Here is a 15135-nt window from a genome sequence, read left to right on the forward strand (position 1 = left end):
GGATGACGCGCCGCACCGAGACCCTGAAACTCAACGCGATGCTGAACGGCGGCGGCAGCCATGTGGTCGGCTGGCGCCATCCGCTCGCGCAGCCGAACGGCAACCGCGACTTCGCGCATTTCCGCCGGATGGCGCAGACGGCCGAGCGCGGCAAGCTCGATGCGCTGTTCGTCGCGGACGTGGTCGCGACGCAGGGCAGCCACATCGATTCCCTGCGCCGCAGCGCGCGCGCCGACACCTTCGAGCCGCTCACGCTGCTCGCCGCGCTGGCGGCCGTCACGCAACACATCGGCCTGATCGCGACCGCGACGACGACCTACAACGCGCCGTACCACATCGCCCGCAAGTTCGCGTCGCTCGACCACCTGAGCGGCGGCCGCGCGGGGTGGAATCTCGTCACGTCGGTCGTGCCCGACGAAGCGGCGAACTTCGGCGCGACGCCGCACCTCGCGCACGCCGATCGCTACGCGCGCGCCGACGAATTCCAGCGCGTCGTGGCGGGGCTGTGGGACAGCTGGGAAGACGACGCGTTCATCGAGGACAAGGCCGCCGGCCTGCATTTCGATCACCGCAAGCTGCATGTGCTGGATCATCACGGGCCGCACTTCAGCGTGCGCGGCCCGCTGAACGTCGCGCGCGCGCCGCAGGGCCATCCGGTGCTCGTGCAGGCCGGTTCGTCGGAGGCGGGCCGCGAACTCGCGGCACGCTGCGCGGAAGTGATCTTCACCGCGCAGCACCGGCTCGACGACGCCCAGGCTTTCTATGCGGACGTCAAGGGCCGCCTCGCGCGTCACGGCCGCCGCCCGGAGCACCTGAAGATCCTGCCCGGCGTGATGCCGATCGTCGGCGCGACCGAGGCCGAAGCACGCGACAAGCTGCGCGCGTTGCAGGACCTGATCGATCCGGTGCTCGGGCTGCGGCTGCTCGCCGACAACGCGGGCGATTTCGACCTGTCCGGTTACCCGCTCGACGGACCGTTGCCCGAGCTGCCGCCGAGCAATCGCAGCAAGAGCCGGCAGCAGTTGATCGTCGATCTCGCGCGCCGCGAGAACCTGACGATCCGCCAGCTCTACGAGCGCTTTGCGAGCGCCGGTGTCGTCACCGGCACGCCGAAGACCATCGCCGATCGCTTCGAGGAATGGTTCCTGTTGTACGGCGCCGACGGGTTCAACGTCGCGTTCGCGTGGGTGCCCGGCGGCCTCGACGATTTCGTCGATCTCGTCGTGCCCGAACTGCAGCGGCGCCGGCTGTTCCGCACCGAGTACGAAGGCCCGACGCTGCGCGATCAGCTCGGCCTGCCGCGCCCGCCCTTCGTTCGGCGCCCGTCGTCGCTGCGCGGCGATACGGTCGCACCGGTGCGCGGCGGTGCCGCATGACGCGCCCGTTCCGACTCGGCGTGCTGACGCGCGTCTACGCGCCCGATTCGTCGCCGCGCGTGCTGCACGACACGCTCGCGCTGATCGAAGCGGCGGAAGCGCTCGGCTTCGACAGCGCGTGGGTGGCCCAGCACCATTTCGGCAGCGAAACGGGCCGGCTGCCGTCGCCGCTCGTGCTGCTGGCGGCCGCCGCGCGCCGCACGCGGCGCATCGCGCTCGGCACCGGCGTGATCGTGCTGCCGCTCGAAGCGGCGCTGCGCGTCGCGGAAGATGCGGCCGTGCTCGACGCATTGGCCGACGGCCGCCTTCAGCTCGGTGTCGGCGCCGGCTTCAAGGCGGACGTGTTCGCCGCGTTCGGCCGCGATTTCGGTGCGCGCGCGGCGCTGCAGGCCGACGCGCTCGCGGCGTTGCGCCGGGCGCTGGATGGCGCGCCGCTCACCCCGGCCGGGGCGACGCTGCAACCGCCCGCGCCCACGTTGGCCGCGCGTGTCTGGCAGGCGACCGGCGATACCGAAGCGGTCGCGCGCAACGGTCACGGGCTGATCGTCGCGCGCACGCGTCCGGAACAGGACGGCGAAGCAGTGCTCGTGGCGCGCTATCGCCGCGCGTGGTCGCATCCGGGCGCGCCCCGTGTCGCACTCGTGCGGGCGGTCGTGCCGGGCGCGGATGCGGCCGGCGTCGAAGCGACGATCGGCCCCGACATCCTGCGGTACGCCGCGCGGCTCGCCGCGGCCGGCGGCGCACCGGCGCCCGGGCCCGCCGACCTTCCCGCGCTGCTCGATCGCTTCGGTGTACTACGCGGTGCGCCCGCCGACATCGCGGCCGCGCTTCAGATCGATCCCGCGCTGGCCGGCGCAACCGAGCTGGTCGTGCAGGTGCAGACGGCCGGCACCTCGCAGCGCGACGCGCTGCACCGGCTCGAGACCGTCGCCGGCGCGATCGCGCCGGCGCTCGGCTGGAGGCCGGCCTCGGCAGGCCCCGCAGCCGCTTCGCTCACTTCCGATCCGATCCCGACATGACTCGATCGTCCACACCCGCACCGGCCGAGCGCCGGCCGTTCAAGCTCGGTTTCCTCACGCACGTCCACGGCAGCGGCGACGCGCGCCGCGTCTACGCGGATCTCGAAACGCTGTTCGTCGCGGCCGAACAGCTCGGCTTCGACGGCGGATTCGTCGCGCAGCATCATTTCCGCGCGGAATACGGCCGGCTGCCGTCGCCGCTCGTGCTGCTGGCCGCCGTCGCGCAACGCACGCGCCGCATCGAACTCGGCACGGGAATCGTCACGCTGTCGCTCGAGGATCCGCTGCGGCTCGCCGAAGACGCGGCGGTGCTCGACGCGCTGGCGGGCGGCCGGCTGCAACTCGGTCTGGGCAGCGGCGGCGCGAATCTCGACGCGTTCGCCGCGTTCGGGCTCGACGTCGACACGCGGCAGGCGCGCTTCGCGACCGCGCTCGAACGTTTGCAGGATGCGCTCGCGGGCCGCCCACTCGCGCACGCGGCCGCCGCCGACGCGCCGCCGCTCGTGCTGCAGCCCGCGGCGCCCGGCGTGCGCGCGCGCCTGTGGCATTCGCACGCGTCGCCCGACGGCGCGCGGTTCGCCGCACGGCACGGCAACGGCCTGCTGCTCGGCACCGCCGTGCACGATCCGCGCACCGTCCAACTGCCGCTCGCGCACGCGTATCTCGACGCCTGGCGCGAACACGCACACGCCGGCGCGCCGGCACCGCGCATCGGCGTGGTGCGCGCGGTGTTTCCCGCACGCGACCGGCGCACCGCGCTCGCCGCGCTGGCGCCCGACGTCGTGCGCCATATTCCATGGCTCGCCGCGAGCGGCCATCCCGACGTGACCGATCCCGAGCAGATCGTGCGGCTGCTGAACGTCCACTACGGGCATCCGGACGACGTGATCGAAAGCCTGCGCGGCGACCCGGCGCTGTTCCCGTTCGCCGACTATTTCCTGCCGGTCGTGCAATCGGAAAGCTCGTCGCTCGACGACGCGCTGGCGCGGCTGCGCGCGCTCGCGGAAACGATTGCGCCGGCGCTCGGCTGGCGGCCGGCGCACGCACCCGCATGAGCGCGCCGCGTCTGCTGCTGCGGCTCGACATCGGCTGCGACGACACACGCGCCGACCCGGCCGCCGACTGGATCGCGCTTGCCGAGGCCGGCGTGGCGGCCGGCTGCGACGCCGTGCTGCTGCCCGCGCGGGCCGGCGGCCCCGACCCGTGGATGGCGGCCGCGGCGCTCGTCGATGCGCTGCCGGCGCTGCGCGTGATGGTGACGCTGCAGGCCGGTGCGATGCTGCCCGTCGCCGCTGCCCATCTCGCGCAAAGCCTGCAGTCGCTGAGCCGCGGCCGCGCGCTGCTCGCATGCGAAGCCGACGCGCAGGACGTCGACGCGACCGACCGCGCCATGCATCTGAACCGCGACCAGCGGCTCGCGCGCAGCGCCGAATTCCTGTCGCTCCTGCGCGCACTGTGGGCAACCGATTCGCCGCTGCAGTATCGCGGGGTCTACTATCGCGTCGAGCATGCCCGTTTGCCCGATCTCGCGGCGCAGCGGCCTGCCGTCTACTGGTCGGTCGCCGAGCGGCGCGAAATCGCGTTCGCCGCGTCGTGGTGCGACGGGCTGCTCGTACCCGCCAGCGCGCCGCCGGTGGCGGCGGCCGTCGAACGCGCGTATCGCGCGCGCGGCCTCGCGCCACCGCCGGCCGATGCGCTGCTCCGGCGCACGGTCGGGTTCGACGACGTGCGACGCGCGCGCGTCGCGCGTCGGGCAAGCCGCGGGCGAGGCGACGCATGAGCGTCGATTTCGCGTGGTTCCTGCCGACCAACGGCGACGGTCCGCATCTCGCCAACAGCGGCCTGCCGCGCCCGCCGAACTACATGCAGGACTATCGGCCGGCCACGCCCGAATACCTGCGCGGCGTCGCCTGCGCGGCCGAGGCCGCCGGCTTCGACAGCCTGCTGCTGCCGATGGCCGCGGGCTTCGAGGATCCGTGGCTCGTCAGTGCGCAGCTCGCGCGTGCAACGCACCGCATCGCGTTGATCGTGACATTCCGCCCGGGCCTCGAGCAGCCCGAGCAGATCGCGCGCAAGGCGGCCACCCTGCAGCGCATGAGCGGCGCCCGCCTGCGCCTGTTCGCGGTCAACGGCTCGAGCGCTTACGACCAGCGTGCGCTCGGCGACTTTCTCGATCACGACGCGCGCTACCAGCGCACGTCCGAATGCCTGCGGATCCTGCGGCGTCTGTGGCAGGGCGCCGGCCACTCCGTCGCCGGGCGTTACTACATGCTGAACCCCGCGCATGCCGGCGTGCCGCTCGCGACCCCGCCGGCGCTCTATCTCGGCGGGGCGTCGACGCTTGCCGAACAGGTGGCCGCGAGCCAGGCCGATACGTACCTGCTGTGGGGCGAGCCGCCCGACGCCGTGCGGGAACGCATCGCGCGCCTGCGTGCACTGGCCGCGATGCACGGCCGCCGGCTGCGCTTCGGGCTGCGCGTGCACGTGATCGCGCGCCCGACCGAACGCGCCGCATGGGCGCGCGCCGACGAGTTGCTGAGCGAGATTTCCGACCAGACCTATGTCGACGCGCAGCGCAAGCTCGCCGCCTACGAATCGGTCGGCCAGCAACGCCAGACCGCGCTGAGCCGCGGCGCGCTGCGCTCGCTGCGCGAGCTGGAGGTATCTCCGAACCTGTGGGCCGGCGTCGGCCTGATTCGCGGCGGCGCGGGCACCGCGATCGTCGGCAGCTACGACCAGGTTGCCGCGCGCGTCCACGAATACCGGCAACTCGGCATCGATACCTTCCTGCTGTCGTCCTATCCGAACCTGGAGGAAGCGGCGCGCGTGGGCGAGCACGTATTGCCGCGCGTACGCACGCGGCTGGCACGCGCCAGCCTCTCTTGACGCGCCGGACGGCGAGCCGGCGACACAGCCGACCGCCGCGACGCGTCAGTCGTCGAATGCGGATTCCGGGCGCGGCTCGCTGAGCAGCCCGTGGCGCGCGAGCAGCGTGCGCATCGTGTTGCGCGTGACACCGAGCAGCGCGGCCGTGCGCACCTGGCTGAACCGGCAATGCTCGAACGCCTCGCCGACGACCAGTTCCTCGATGTCGCGCAGCAGGCTTTCGCCGGGCGCGCGGAACAGGCGGCGCACGCCCGCGCGGATGTCGTCCTGCGGCAACGTCGCCGCGCCGGCGTCGGCTTGCGCATAGCCTGCGAGTGCCTCGGAGAACTTCAGGTGCTCCGGGCGGATCAGGTTGCCGTTCGACACGAGCAACGCCAGATGCATGACGTTTTCCAGCTCGCGGATATTGCCGGGCCACGGATACGCGTGCAGCGCCTGCACCGTGGCCTCGGACAGCATCGGTTGCGGCCGCTTCAGCTGCGCGCAATAGCGCCCGCGGAAATGCTCGGCGAGCGGCAGGATGTCCTGCGGCCGCTCGCGCAACGGCGGCAGCCGCACCCGGGCGAGATTGATCCGGTAGAACAGGTCCATCCGGAAATTGCCGGCCAGCACGGCCTGCTCGAGGTCGACGTTGGTCGCCGCGACGACGCGGACGTCGACCGGCCGCGCACGGGTCGCGCCCACGCGCGTCACCTCGCCCTCCTGCAGCACGCGCAGCAGCTTCGCCTGCAGCGGCGGCGCGAGATCGCCGATTTCGTCGAGAAAGATCGTGCCGCCGTTCGCTTCCTCGAAATAGCCGACGCGGCGCCCCTGCGCCCCCGTGAACGCGCCGGCCTCGTGGCCGAACAGTTCGCTCTCCGCGAGCTGCTGGCTGATCGCGCCGCAGTTGACCGCGATGAATGCGCCGGTGCGGCCGCTGACATGGTGGATATGGCGCGCGACCAGCTCCTTGCCGGTGCCCGTCTCGCCGAGGATCAGCGCCGGCGCGGCGCTGGGTCCGATCTGCTCGACGAAGCGCAGGACCGCGCGCGAGGCGGGATCGGCGAATACGAGCGCCTTCGCGCGCACCGAGAGCGGGCGATGCTCGCTTTCCGGCAGCGAGATGAGCGGTGGAGAATCTGTAGGGTTGTTCATGATCCGGGCACGGGCGGACCGGTTGACGATACTGGCGTCCGCCTGAGGGTTTGATCTTAGTCAACCTCGGGCGCACGCAAAATACCGATTGCTGTGATGCTTCGCTGCCGCGCGCAGATAACGAATCCCGTGTGGGTCGCGCAGCATGCCGTCCGATGCGTCAGGACGTCGCCGGCCGGCAGCCCCGCATCCCTTGTGCCGACGAACCCGCCTCCACGCCGCTTCGCACGGCGAGGCCGGACACGGAGCAAGGCCGCTTCACGCGTGCGGCCTGCCGACACGCGCAACGCCCGCCGATTCGGAGGCGCTCCGGCAACGCTGCACTGACGTGCCGTTCGAGCGGACCGCGCCTCCGGGCCGCGGCAAGTAGGCTCACCGGAAATGCAGAAGGCCGGTCAGGTTGAGCTGACCGGCCTTCTGCATTTCACCCCGCCACCGCGCGCGAATCCGGCTCAACCGTGAAACACGAGCAGCACCAACGGCATCGTGACGGCCGCAAGCGCCGTCTGTACCGTAATGATGCCGGCGGACAACCGGTGATCGCCGCCGAGCAGCTTCGCCATGATGTACGCAGACGGCGTGCACGGCAGTGAATTGAACAGCACGATCGTCGTGAGTGCCGGGCCGCGGATACCCAGGCTGAAACCGATCCAGAAAGTCAGCAGCGGCACGAGCAGCAACTTGATCACCGACGACTGGAACACGGGGCCACGCGCCGCCTTCGCGGCCTTCACGTCGAGGCCCGCTCCCACCGCGAGCAACCCGAGCGGCAGCGACGCGGCGCCGAGAATCGACAGCACGCTCGATATCACCGCCGGCAGACCCAGCCCGCCGAGATTGAACGCGGCGCCGAGGACCACCGACATGATGACCGGATTCCTCAGCAGCGCGCCGCCGACCTGCCATGCCGACGGCGCGCCGCCACGACCGTGGCGCATCAGGACAATGATCGACGCGACGTTCAGCAGCGGTATCGCGACCGCGATGCTGATCGACGTGAGCGTCAGTCCGACGCTCCCGTACAACGCCGCGGCCGCGGCAACACCCACATACGTATTCGGCCGTAACGCCCCCTGGATCACCGACGAGAACACGGCCCCCGGCTGCCGGCTCCACGCTCGCCACGCATACAGCAGCATCGCGCTCGCGCCCACCGCGCCAAGGATCGCGGTCGCGATCGGCCGCACCGGAAACTGCGTCAGGTTGGCTTTCGCGACCTGGCTGAACATCAGCGCGGGAAACATGTAGTAGTAGTTCAGCGTTTCGCACGGCAGCCAGAATTCGTCCGGCAGCAGGCGACGCTGCCGCAGCACGAATCCCGCCAGGATCAGCACGAAGATCGGCACCAGCGCACCCAGGACGTTCTGCATCGGCTGCGCTCCCGTCACGCGAAGACCGGCGTCTTCGCATGCGCGCGCGCGCCACGGACGCCGACGAACGCGGTCATTGCGCGTTCATCCAGCGGCGCGCGGGCTCGCGTGAACAACAGGTGGCGCGCGACGGTCATGCCCGAACGATGCGATGCAAGAAGCCTTTCAGCGGGATTCGACACCGTTCCGAGCGTCGCGATGATGGTGGTCTTCGACATTTTTCTGGTCCGATGAATTCGGTGCACAGAAATATGACAGAGCCGCGAAATTCCCAGAAAGAATAAAAAATTTGAAATCTAGATCGAAAGGTAATTTATAAAAGCCGCATGGGCACCTTGTCCGATTCGGTCGACTGCGCGCCGGAGCGGCATCGCAAGCCGTGACCGACGGCACGCGTCAACCGACGAACCGTGCCTCGACACCGCTGCGGACCACCAGATCGAAGCGCTCGGGCCGAATGTGAAACACCGTGGATTCGCACGTGCGGCCGTCCGCGAGGCGCGACGTGCGCCGCAGCACGAGCAGCGGCGCGTGTTTGTCGGCCTTGAGCCGGGCCGCGATATCGTCCGGCGCGGCCATGGCCGTCACCGACATGTCGGCATCCGTGATTCGCCAGCCGAGCAGGCTCTCCAGCACCTCGTAGGTCGACATGCGCTCGGCCTGCTCGAACGTGACGGCGCCGGCGTCGGGCAGCAGGCAGGTCTGCGCGAGCGCGACGGGCTCGTCGTCGACCCAGTGCAGGCGTTCGAGATAGATGCAGCGCGTGACGTCGGCGGCAAATGCGTGCCGCAAGCCCGGCGGCACGTCGCACGCTTCCATGCGCAGCAATTCCATCCGCGCCCGCGCGCCCTGCGCGGCGATCGAGTCGTGCAGCCCGCGCAGCACATCGAGTCGATGCCGCAGCCGCTGCTTCGCGGCGAACGTCCCTTTGCCCTGCTTGCGCTCGACGATGCGCGCGTCGCTCAATCGATCGAGCGCGAGCCTGACGGTCACGCGGCTAACCTGAAAACGCTCGCTCAACTGCGCCTCGGACGGCAGCTTGCCGGTCGGCTCGTACACACCGCGCTCGATCTCGTCGCGCAGCGTCGTCGCAAGCTGCTCGTAAAGCGATGTCGTGTCGTCACGCACCAGCGTCATCGATCCTTCCTCGTCGTGCTGGGTTCGCGCTATGCGCGTTTCCCGATATCGATATGAAAAGCAATTGGAATGCTCAACTTGTATTAATACGTATTATCACATCTCGACAGACGGTCGGGGCCGCGATTCGGGGTCCCGATGCCCCGGGGAGCATACCAGTGACTGAAAACGCAATCGGCACGCCGCCTCTCGATGGCGTGCAGGGCAGCCGGCCGACACGGGCCGAACCAGCCACGGCGCCACGCATCGATCCGCACGCGGCGGGACGATCGCGCGGCGCGCAGTGGCGTGCCGCGATCGGTTTTGCCGCCGCGTGGCTGGCGTTCTTCGCGATCGCCTGGTGGTTGCCCGCGCCCGCGCATCTTTCCGCCGAGGGCCGGGCGACGCTCGCGGTCGTCGCGTGGGTCGCGATCGTCTGGATCACCGAGGCGATTCCCGTCGGCGTGAGCGGCATCCTGCTGCCGATGCTGCTCGTGCTGTCGCATGCGAGCCCGTCGTTTCCGAAGGCGGCCAGCGGCTTCGCCGCGCCCGTCGTGTTCCTGTGCCTCGCCGCGTTCCTGTTCTCCGCGATCATGCAGGCGAGCGGGCTCGACCGGCGCATCGCCCTGCTGCTGCTCGATCGCCTGAAGGTCCGCACGGCCAACGGCGTGATCTGGGCAATGTTCGCCGTGAACTGCGTGATGGCGCTCGTCGTGCCGGCCGCGAACGCGCGTGCCGCCACGTTGCTGCCGGTCACCAACGGCATCGTCCGGCTGTTCGGCGAATCGCCGCGCGAACGCGCCGCGCGCAAGGCGATCGTGATCCAGACGCTCGTGTACGGCGCGATGATCAGCGGCATGTGCATCCTCACCGCGCATCTGCCGAACATGGTCGTGTCCGGCCTGCTCGAGAAGCAGCTCGGCATCCGGATCTCCTACCTGACGTGGCTGAAGCTACAGTGGCCGTATCTCGGGATGTTCGCGATCACGCAGGGCTGGGTGCAGTTCCATTTCCGCTCGCGCGCCGTCGCGCTTCCCGGCGGCCCCGGCGCGATCGCGGCGATGCGCCGTACGCAACCGCCCGCCGCCCGCAACGACTGGGCCGTGCTCGCGCTGTTCGCGGCCGTCGCCGTGCTGTGGGCGACCGAGCCGCTCCATCGCCTGCCGTCGGAAATCGTCGCGCTGATCGCGCTGGCGCTGTTGTTCGCACCCGGCGTGCTGCGCTTCGGCTGGGCCGAGGTCGAGCGGCGGACGATCTGGGGCACGCTGTTCCTGCTGGCCGGTGCGCTGTCGCTGTCGTCGGCGATCAGTGCGTCCGGGCTCGCGAACTGGGCCGCCGATCACATCTACGTCGCCGCGCACGGGCACGGCTGGTGGCTCGCGATCGCGATCGTGATGCTCGGCACGCACGTGATCCGCATCGGCATGCTGTCCAACGTCGCGGCCGTCACGATGATCGCGCCGATCGCGCTCGCGCTGGCGCCGCGCCTCGGGCTGCATCCGGTCGCGTTCACGATGCTCGTCAGCGATACCGACAGCTTCGCCTATCTGCTGCCCACGCAGATCACCGCCGGCGTCATCGCGTACAGCAGCGGCGCGTTCTCGACGGCCGACTACGCGAAGGTCGGCGCGGTATCGGTGCTGATCGCGATCGTCTATGGCCTCTGCGTGATCGCGCCGTGGTACGCGTACATGGGCATCCCCGTCTGGGACGCGAGCGCGCCCTGGCCGTTCGCGCATTGAAGCGCGCCGCTTTCCAACGACATCATTTTGTATTCCTCATGAACGAATCCACGGACGTCCCCGATTCCGTCGCAGCCCGCGCCGCCGCGCTGCGCGACCGCCTGGGCCCGCACGTCGCACCTGCGGGCCTGTACGAACGCCACAAGCGCCTGCCGTTCGCCGGGCGCGTGCATTGCAACGTCACGCGCCTCGAAGCCGGCGAGTGGAGCGAGATCGTGCTCGACTACGAGGTCGGCTCGTCCGGCATCGCCGACGGCGGCTGGCTGAAGGCCACCTTCAAGTTCTATTCCGACTGGGCGCTGTTCCAGACGAGCGACCCGGGCGCGGCGAACTACATCAGCGCCGAATACCATGCGGCGCCGCTCGTGCCGGGACAGAGCCCGGCCACCGTGCAGGCGCTGAACGTGCGCTTCGACCAGAAGGGGCACGAGCGGCCGTTCCAGAAGGCGGTGATCGTCGACGTCGTCGACGGCTACGTGAACGCCGGCGACCGGATCGTGATCCGTCTCGGCGATCGCCGTCGCGGCCCCGGCACGCGCGTGCAGACCTTCGCCGAGGACAACTTCCGGTTCCGGCTGTACGTCGATCCGTTGGGCACGTCGCGTTTCGTCGCGGTGCCCGGCGACGTCTCGATCGACATCCGCGCCGGCGCGCCGTCCGACGTACTGCTGAACGGCCCGCGCTTCGTGCGGCCGGGCACCCGTGCGCCATTCCGGCTGTCGCTGCAGGACCGCTGGGGCAATGCGTGTCGCGACGTCGGCGGCACCGCGCGCGTCGTTGCATATGACGCGCAAGGCGAAGCCGTCTACCGGCGCGAACATGCGCTGCCCGAGGCGGGATTCGCGAGCTGCGCGGTCGACGACCTGCCGGTCGACGCCGGCACGCTGCGCATCGTGGCCGACGTGCCCGCGCGGCCGGACGTCCGTGCGGCCGAAGCGTGGCTGACGCTCGACGCGTCGTTGCCGGTATCGCGCGCGCTGTATGCGGATCTCCATGTGCATGCGCACGACACGGTCGGCACCAACAGCCCCGAGTACAACGCACGCTACGCACGCGACATCGGCGGCATCGACGTGCTCGGCTATACCGCGAACGATTTCCAGATCACCGACGAGAACTGGCAGCTCGGCGTCGACGCGGTCGAACGCTTCAACGAGCCGGGCCGCTTCGTCGTGTATCCGGTGCAGGAATGGTGCGGCAGCTCGACCGCGGGCGGCGACCATAACGTGGTGTTCCTCGGCGACGCGCGGCCGGATTTTCCGTACAACGCGCGCGGCGAACACAACCGTACGCTGGTCTGGAACGAGGACATGAAAGGTCATGCGGTCGAGCTCGGCCGCTGGCCCGTCGAGGAACTGTGGGATGCGTATGCCGACGCTGCCGCGCAGCATCTGGTGATGCCGCACGTGGGCGGCCGCCGCTACATCCCCGACTGGCATCATCCCGAGCTCGAACGGCTGGTCGAGATCGCGTCGTCGTGGGGGCACTTCGGCTGGCTGTACCAGGACGTAATCGCACGCGGCTACCGGCTCGGCGTCGCGGCCAGCGGCGACGAACATCGCGGCCGGCCGGGTGGCGGCGCGCCCGGCGTGCAGGTGTTCGGTGTGCACGGCGGGCTGACGGGTGTGCTCGCCGACGTGCTCGATCGCAAGCACGTCGGCGACGCGCTGCGCGCGCGCCGCACATGGGCGACCACCGGCGAGCACAGTGCGCTGCTCGTGCGTTGCGGCGATCACTGGCAAGGCGATGCGTTCGCGCATCGCGGGCCGGCGCGGCTCGACTACCGGCTGCTCGGCCAGTCCGGATGGGAATACGTGGCCGCGTACGATCACGAAGGACGGGTGTGGGAACGCAACCTGCATGCGGAACTCGGCTACGCGGATCGCCTGATCCGCGTGCGCTGGGGCGGCGCCCGCATCCGGGACCGCTATCGCTGGGCCGCGTGGCGCGGCCGGATCCGCGTCGTCAACGGCACGATCCACCGCTTCGGCTCGAACGGCTTCGAGCATGTCGAGGAGTCGGCATGGCGTACCGGCGCGACCGACGTCGAGTTCCGCAGCGACACCTATGGCGATGCGGACAGCATCGAGCTCGACATCGGCAATCTCGCCGACGCGACGATCGTGGTCGAAGGCACGATCGACAGCTTCGCGAAGGTCGGCGATCCGCTGCAGCGCAATCCGTTCGTGCACGCGCCGACGTTCCGCTTCGAGATCAGCGGCGCGGACCTGCTCGCGCAAGGAACGGCCACGCATGCGCTCGGCGGCACCGAGTTGTTCGTCGCGGTCGAACGGTTGACGGACCAAGTGCTGCCCGTCGATCTCGCGGGCAGCATCGAAGTCGCGGCGGAAAATGCGTCGTTCGGATTCCGCCCCGTCTATTTCTTCGGGCGGCAGCGCAACGACAGCAAGGTGTGGTCGTCTGCCCAGTTCGTCACGTTCGAGTGACGCGCATGCGCGATCCGGGCGCCGTGCCGGCGGCGTTGCCGACGGGTCGGCCCCCGGCCGCGCATGGCCGGGCGCAAGGTACGCTACCCTGAAGCCGGCCCGCCCGGCTTGCGGAGGGAATGCCTCCCCCCGCCGAGCGGGCCGCGGTGCCTTGAAACGATCAACCGAGCCACGTCCTGATATTGGTCCGCATCGCGCCGGCCGAGATCCCGTAACGATCGTGCAGCGTCGGCAACGCGCCGGCGGCGAGGTACGCATCCGGCAGCGCGATCTGCCGGAACGGTGCCGCGACGCCAGCCGCAAGCAGGGCAGTCGCCACCGCTTCGCCGAGTCCGCCGATCACCGTATGGTTCTCGGCGACGATCACCAGGCGCCCCTTGCGCGACGCCTCCCGAACGATGGTCGCCGTATCGAGCGGCTTGATCGTCGGGACGTGCAGCACGGCTGCATCGATGCGGTCGGCTTCAAGCGCCTTCGCGACCTCGAGCGAACGCATCGTCATGATCCCGGACGAGATCAGCAGCACGTCGTTGCCGTCGCGCAGCAGCTTCGCCTTGCCGAGTTCGAAACGGTAATCGTATTCGTCGAGCACGGCCGGCACGTTGCCGCGCAGCAGGCGCGCGTACACCGGCCCCTTGTGCGCGGCAATCGCCGGCACCATCTGCTCGATGTCCAGCGCGTCGCACGGATCGATCACGGTCATGTTCGGCATCGCGCGCATCAGCGCCAGATCCTCGGCCGCCTGATGGCTCGGCCCGTAACCGGTCGTGAGGCCCGGCAGTGCACACACCAGCTTCACGTCGAGATTGTCCTCGGCGATCGCCTGATGGATGAAGTCGTACGCGCGGCGCGTCGCGAATACCGCATAGGTCGTGACGAACGGCTGCGCGCCTTCGTGCGCGAAGCCGGCGGCGGCGCCCATCAGCAGTTGCTCGGCCATGCCCATCTGGTAGTAACGCTCGGGAAATTCCTTCGCGAAGATGTGCAGATCGGTGTACTTGCCGAGATCGGCCGTCATGCCGATCACGTTGCCGTTCGTGCGCGCGAGCTTCGCGAGCGCATGGCCGAACGGCGCGGCGCGGGTCGCCTGCCCGTCGGCCGCGATGGACGCGATCATCGCGGAAGTCTTCAGGCGCGGCTTGTTGTCGACGGTGCTCATGCGTGTCTCCCTGCTTCGAGTGCGTCGAGCGCGAGCTTCCACTCGTGCGCATCGACGCGAATGAAATGGCTCTTCTCGCGTGCTTCGAGGAACGGCACGCCGCACCCCATCTTCGTGTCGCAGACGATGATCCGCGGCTGCGGCCTGTCATGTCGGCGCGCGTTGTCGAACGCGCGCTTTACCGCGTCGAGATCGTTGCCGTCGACTCGCTGCGTATACCAGCCGAATGCTTCGAGCTTGTCGACCAGAGGCTCGAACGCCATGACTTGCGTCGACGGGCCATCGGCCTGCTGGTTGTTCACGTCGACGATCGCGATCAGGTTGTCGAGCTTCCAGTGCGCGGCCGACATCAGCCCTTCCCAGATCGCGCCTTCGTCGAGCTCGCCGTCCGAAAAGAGCGTATAGACGAATGCGTCCGAGCCGTTGCGCTTGAGCCCGAGACAACGGCCGACCGCGATCGTCAGGCCCTGGCCGAGCGAACCGCCGGACATCTCCATGCCGGGCGTGTAGCTCGCCATCCCGGACATCGGCAAACGGCTGTCGTCGCTGCCGTAGGTTTCGAGCTCCTCGGCCGGCAGGATGCCGGCTTCGAACAGCGCCGCGTACAGCGCGATCGCATAGTGGCCGTTCGACAGCAGGAAGCGGTCGCGCCCTTCCCACTCGGGATCGTCGGGGCGATAGCGCATCGCGCCGAAATACGCGACGGCCAGCACGTCGGCGATGTCGAGCGCCTGGCCGACATAACCCTGCCCCTGGACTTCGCCCATCAGCACGGCGTTTCTGCGGATGCGGTACGCGCGCTCGGCGAGCGTGACCGCTTCATGAATGGTTTCGGTATCCATCGTTGGCTCCAGTATTGGATCGGAAGGCATGCAGGTCGAATCGG

At 69.7% G+C, this 15135-nt stretch carries 13 protein-coding genes; 7 read left to right on the top strand and 6 right to left on the bottom strand.

Features of this window, described 5'->3' with window-relative positions:
• The first annotated feature begins 2 nt into the window (after positions 1-2).
• Genes U5A56_RS29705 through U5A56_RS29725 form a run of 5 tightly spaced genes read left to right on the top strand, consistent with a single transcriptional unit; the run spans position 3 to position 5281 of the window.
• Positions 3-1376: an LLM class flavin-dependent oxidoreductase gene (locus U5A56_RS29705; RefSeq protein WP_321925994.1), complete on the top strand. Its 1374-nt coding sequence runs from the start codon at positions 3-5 to the stop codon at positions 1374-1376.
• The gene (locus tag U5A56_RS29710; protein WP_321925995.1) at positions 1373-2395 is read left to right on the top strand and encodes an LLM class flavin-dependent oxidoreductase; all 1023 of its coding nucleotides are present in this window, start codon (positions 1373-1375) and stop codon (positions 2393-2395) included. The genes U5A56_RS29705 and U5A56_RS29710 overlap by 4 nt, the downstream gene beginning before the upstream one ends.
• On the top strand, positions 2392-3450 hold the full coding sequence (locus tag U5A56_RS29715; RefSeq protein ID WP_124489469.1) for an LLM class flavin-dependent oxidoreductase: 1059 nt from the start codon (positions 2392-2394) through the stop codon (positions 3448-3450). Before U5A56_RS29710 ends, U5A56_RS29715 begins: the two co-directional genes overlap by 4 nt.
• Complete coding sequence (locus tag U5A56_RS29720) at positions 3447-4175, top strand: LLM class flavin-dependent oxidoreductase (protein WP_321925998.1); 729 nt, start codon at positions 3447-3449, stop codon at positions 4173-4175. The genes U5A56_RS29715 and U5A56_RS29720 overlap by 4 nt, the downstream gene beginning before the upstream one ends.
• Positions 4172-5281: an LLM class flavin-dependent oxidoreductase gene (locus tag U5A56_RS29725; RefSeq protein WP_124489471.1), complete on the top strand. Its 1110-nt coding sequence runs from the start codon at positions 4172-4174 to the stop codon at positions 5279-5281. The genes U5A56_RS29720 and U5A56_RS29725 overlap by 4 nt, the downstream gene beginning before the upstream one ends.
• A 45-nt stretch (positions 5282-5326) precedes the next feature.
• Here U5A56_RS29725 and U5A56_RS29730 read toward each other — a convergent pair whose 3' ends face one another.
• The 4 genes from U5A56_RS29730 to U5A56_RS29745 all read right to left on the bottom strand — a co-directional run bounded on the left by U5A56_RS29730 (position 5327) and on the right by U5A56_RS29745 (position 8922).
• Complete coding sequence (locus U5A56_RS29730) at positions 5327-6415, bottom strand: sigma-54 interaction domain-containing protein (protein ID WP_124489472.1); 1089 nt, start codon at positions 6413-6415, stop codon at positions 5327-5329.
• 452 nt (positions 6416-6867) lie between these two features.
• Positions 6868-7785 carry an AEC family transporter gene (locus U5A56_RS29735; RefSeq protein ID WP_321925999.1) on the bottom strand — a complete coding sequence of 306 codons (918 nt, stop codon included), beginning with the start codon at positions 7783-7785 and terminating at the stop codon, positions 6868-6870.
• 14 nt (positions 7786-7799) lie between these two features.
• The gene (locus tag U5A56_RS29740; protein ID WP_321926001.1) at positions 7800-8003 is read right to left on the bottom strand and encodes a hypothetical protein; all 204 of its coding nucleotides are present in this window, start codon (positions 8001-8003) and stop codon (positions 7800-7802) included.
• A 178-nt stretch (positions 8004-8181) separates the two neighbouring features.
• On the bottom strand, positions 8182-8922 hold the full coding sequence (locus U5A56_RS29745) for a GntR family transcriptional regulator (RefSeq protein WP_124489475.1): 741 nt from the start codon (positions 8920-8922) through the stop codon (positions 8182-8184).
• A 158-nt stretch (positions 8923-9080) separates the two neighbouring features.
• Here U5A56_RS29745 and U5A56_RS29750 point away from each other — a divergent pair, with 158 nt between their 5' ends.
• Both U5A56_RS29750 and U5A56_RS29755 read left to right on the top strand, forming a co-directional pair.
• Positions 9081-10643, top strand: coding sequence for a DASS family sodium-coupled anion symporter (locus U5A56_RS29750; protein WP_321926002.1), 1563 nt, complete (start codon positions 9081-9083; stop codon positions 10641-10643).
• Between the two features lie 38 nt (positions 10644-10681).
• A complete protein-coding gene (locus tag U5A56_RS29755) occupies positions 10682-13090 on the top strand; it encodes a hypothetical protein (RefSeq protein ID WP_321926004.1) in 2409 nt (802 codons plus the stop codon).
• A gap of 160 nt (positions 13091-13250) precedes the next feature.
• On the opposite strand, the gene U5A56_RS29760 is transcribed toward U5A56_RS29755, so the two are convergent.
• Positions 13251-14249, bottom strand: a complete 999-nt coding sequence (locus U5A56_RS29760; RefSeq protein ID WP_321926005.1) for a transketolase family protein — start codon at positions 14247-14249, stop codon at positions 13251-13253.
• The gene (locus U5A56_RS29765; protein ID WP_321926006.1) at positions 14246-15091 is read right to left on the bottom strand and encodes a transketolase; all 846 of its coding nucleotides are present in this window, start codon (positions 15089-15091) and stop codon (positions 14246-14248) included. Before U5A56_RS29765 ends, U5A56_RS29760 begins: the two co-directional genes overlap by 4 nt.
• Between the last annotated feature and the right edge of the window lie 44 nt (positions 15092-15135).

Source organism: Burkholderia sp. BCC1998 (assembly GCF_905339875.1).
GTDB lineage: Bacteria > Pseudomonadota > Gammaproteobacteria > Burkholderiales > Burkholderiaceae > Burkholderia.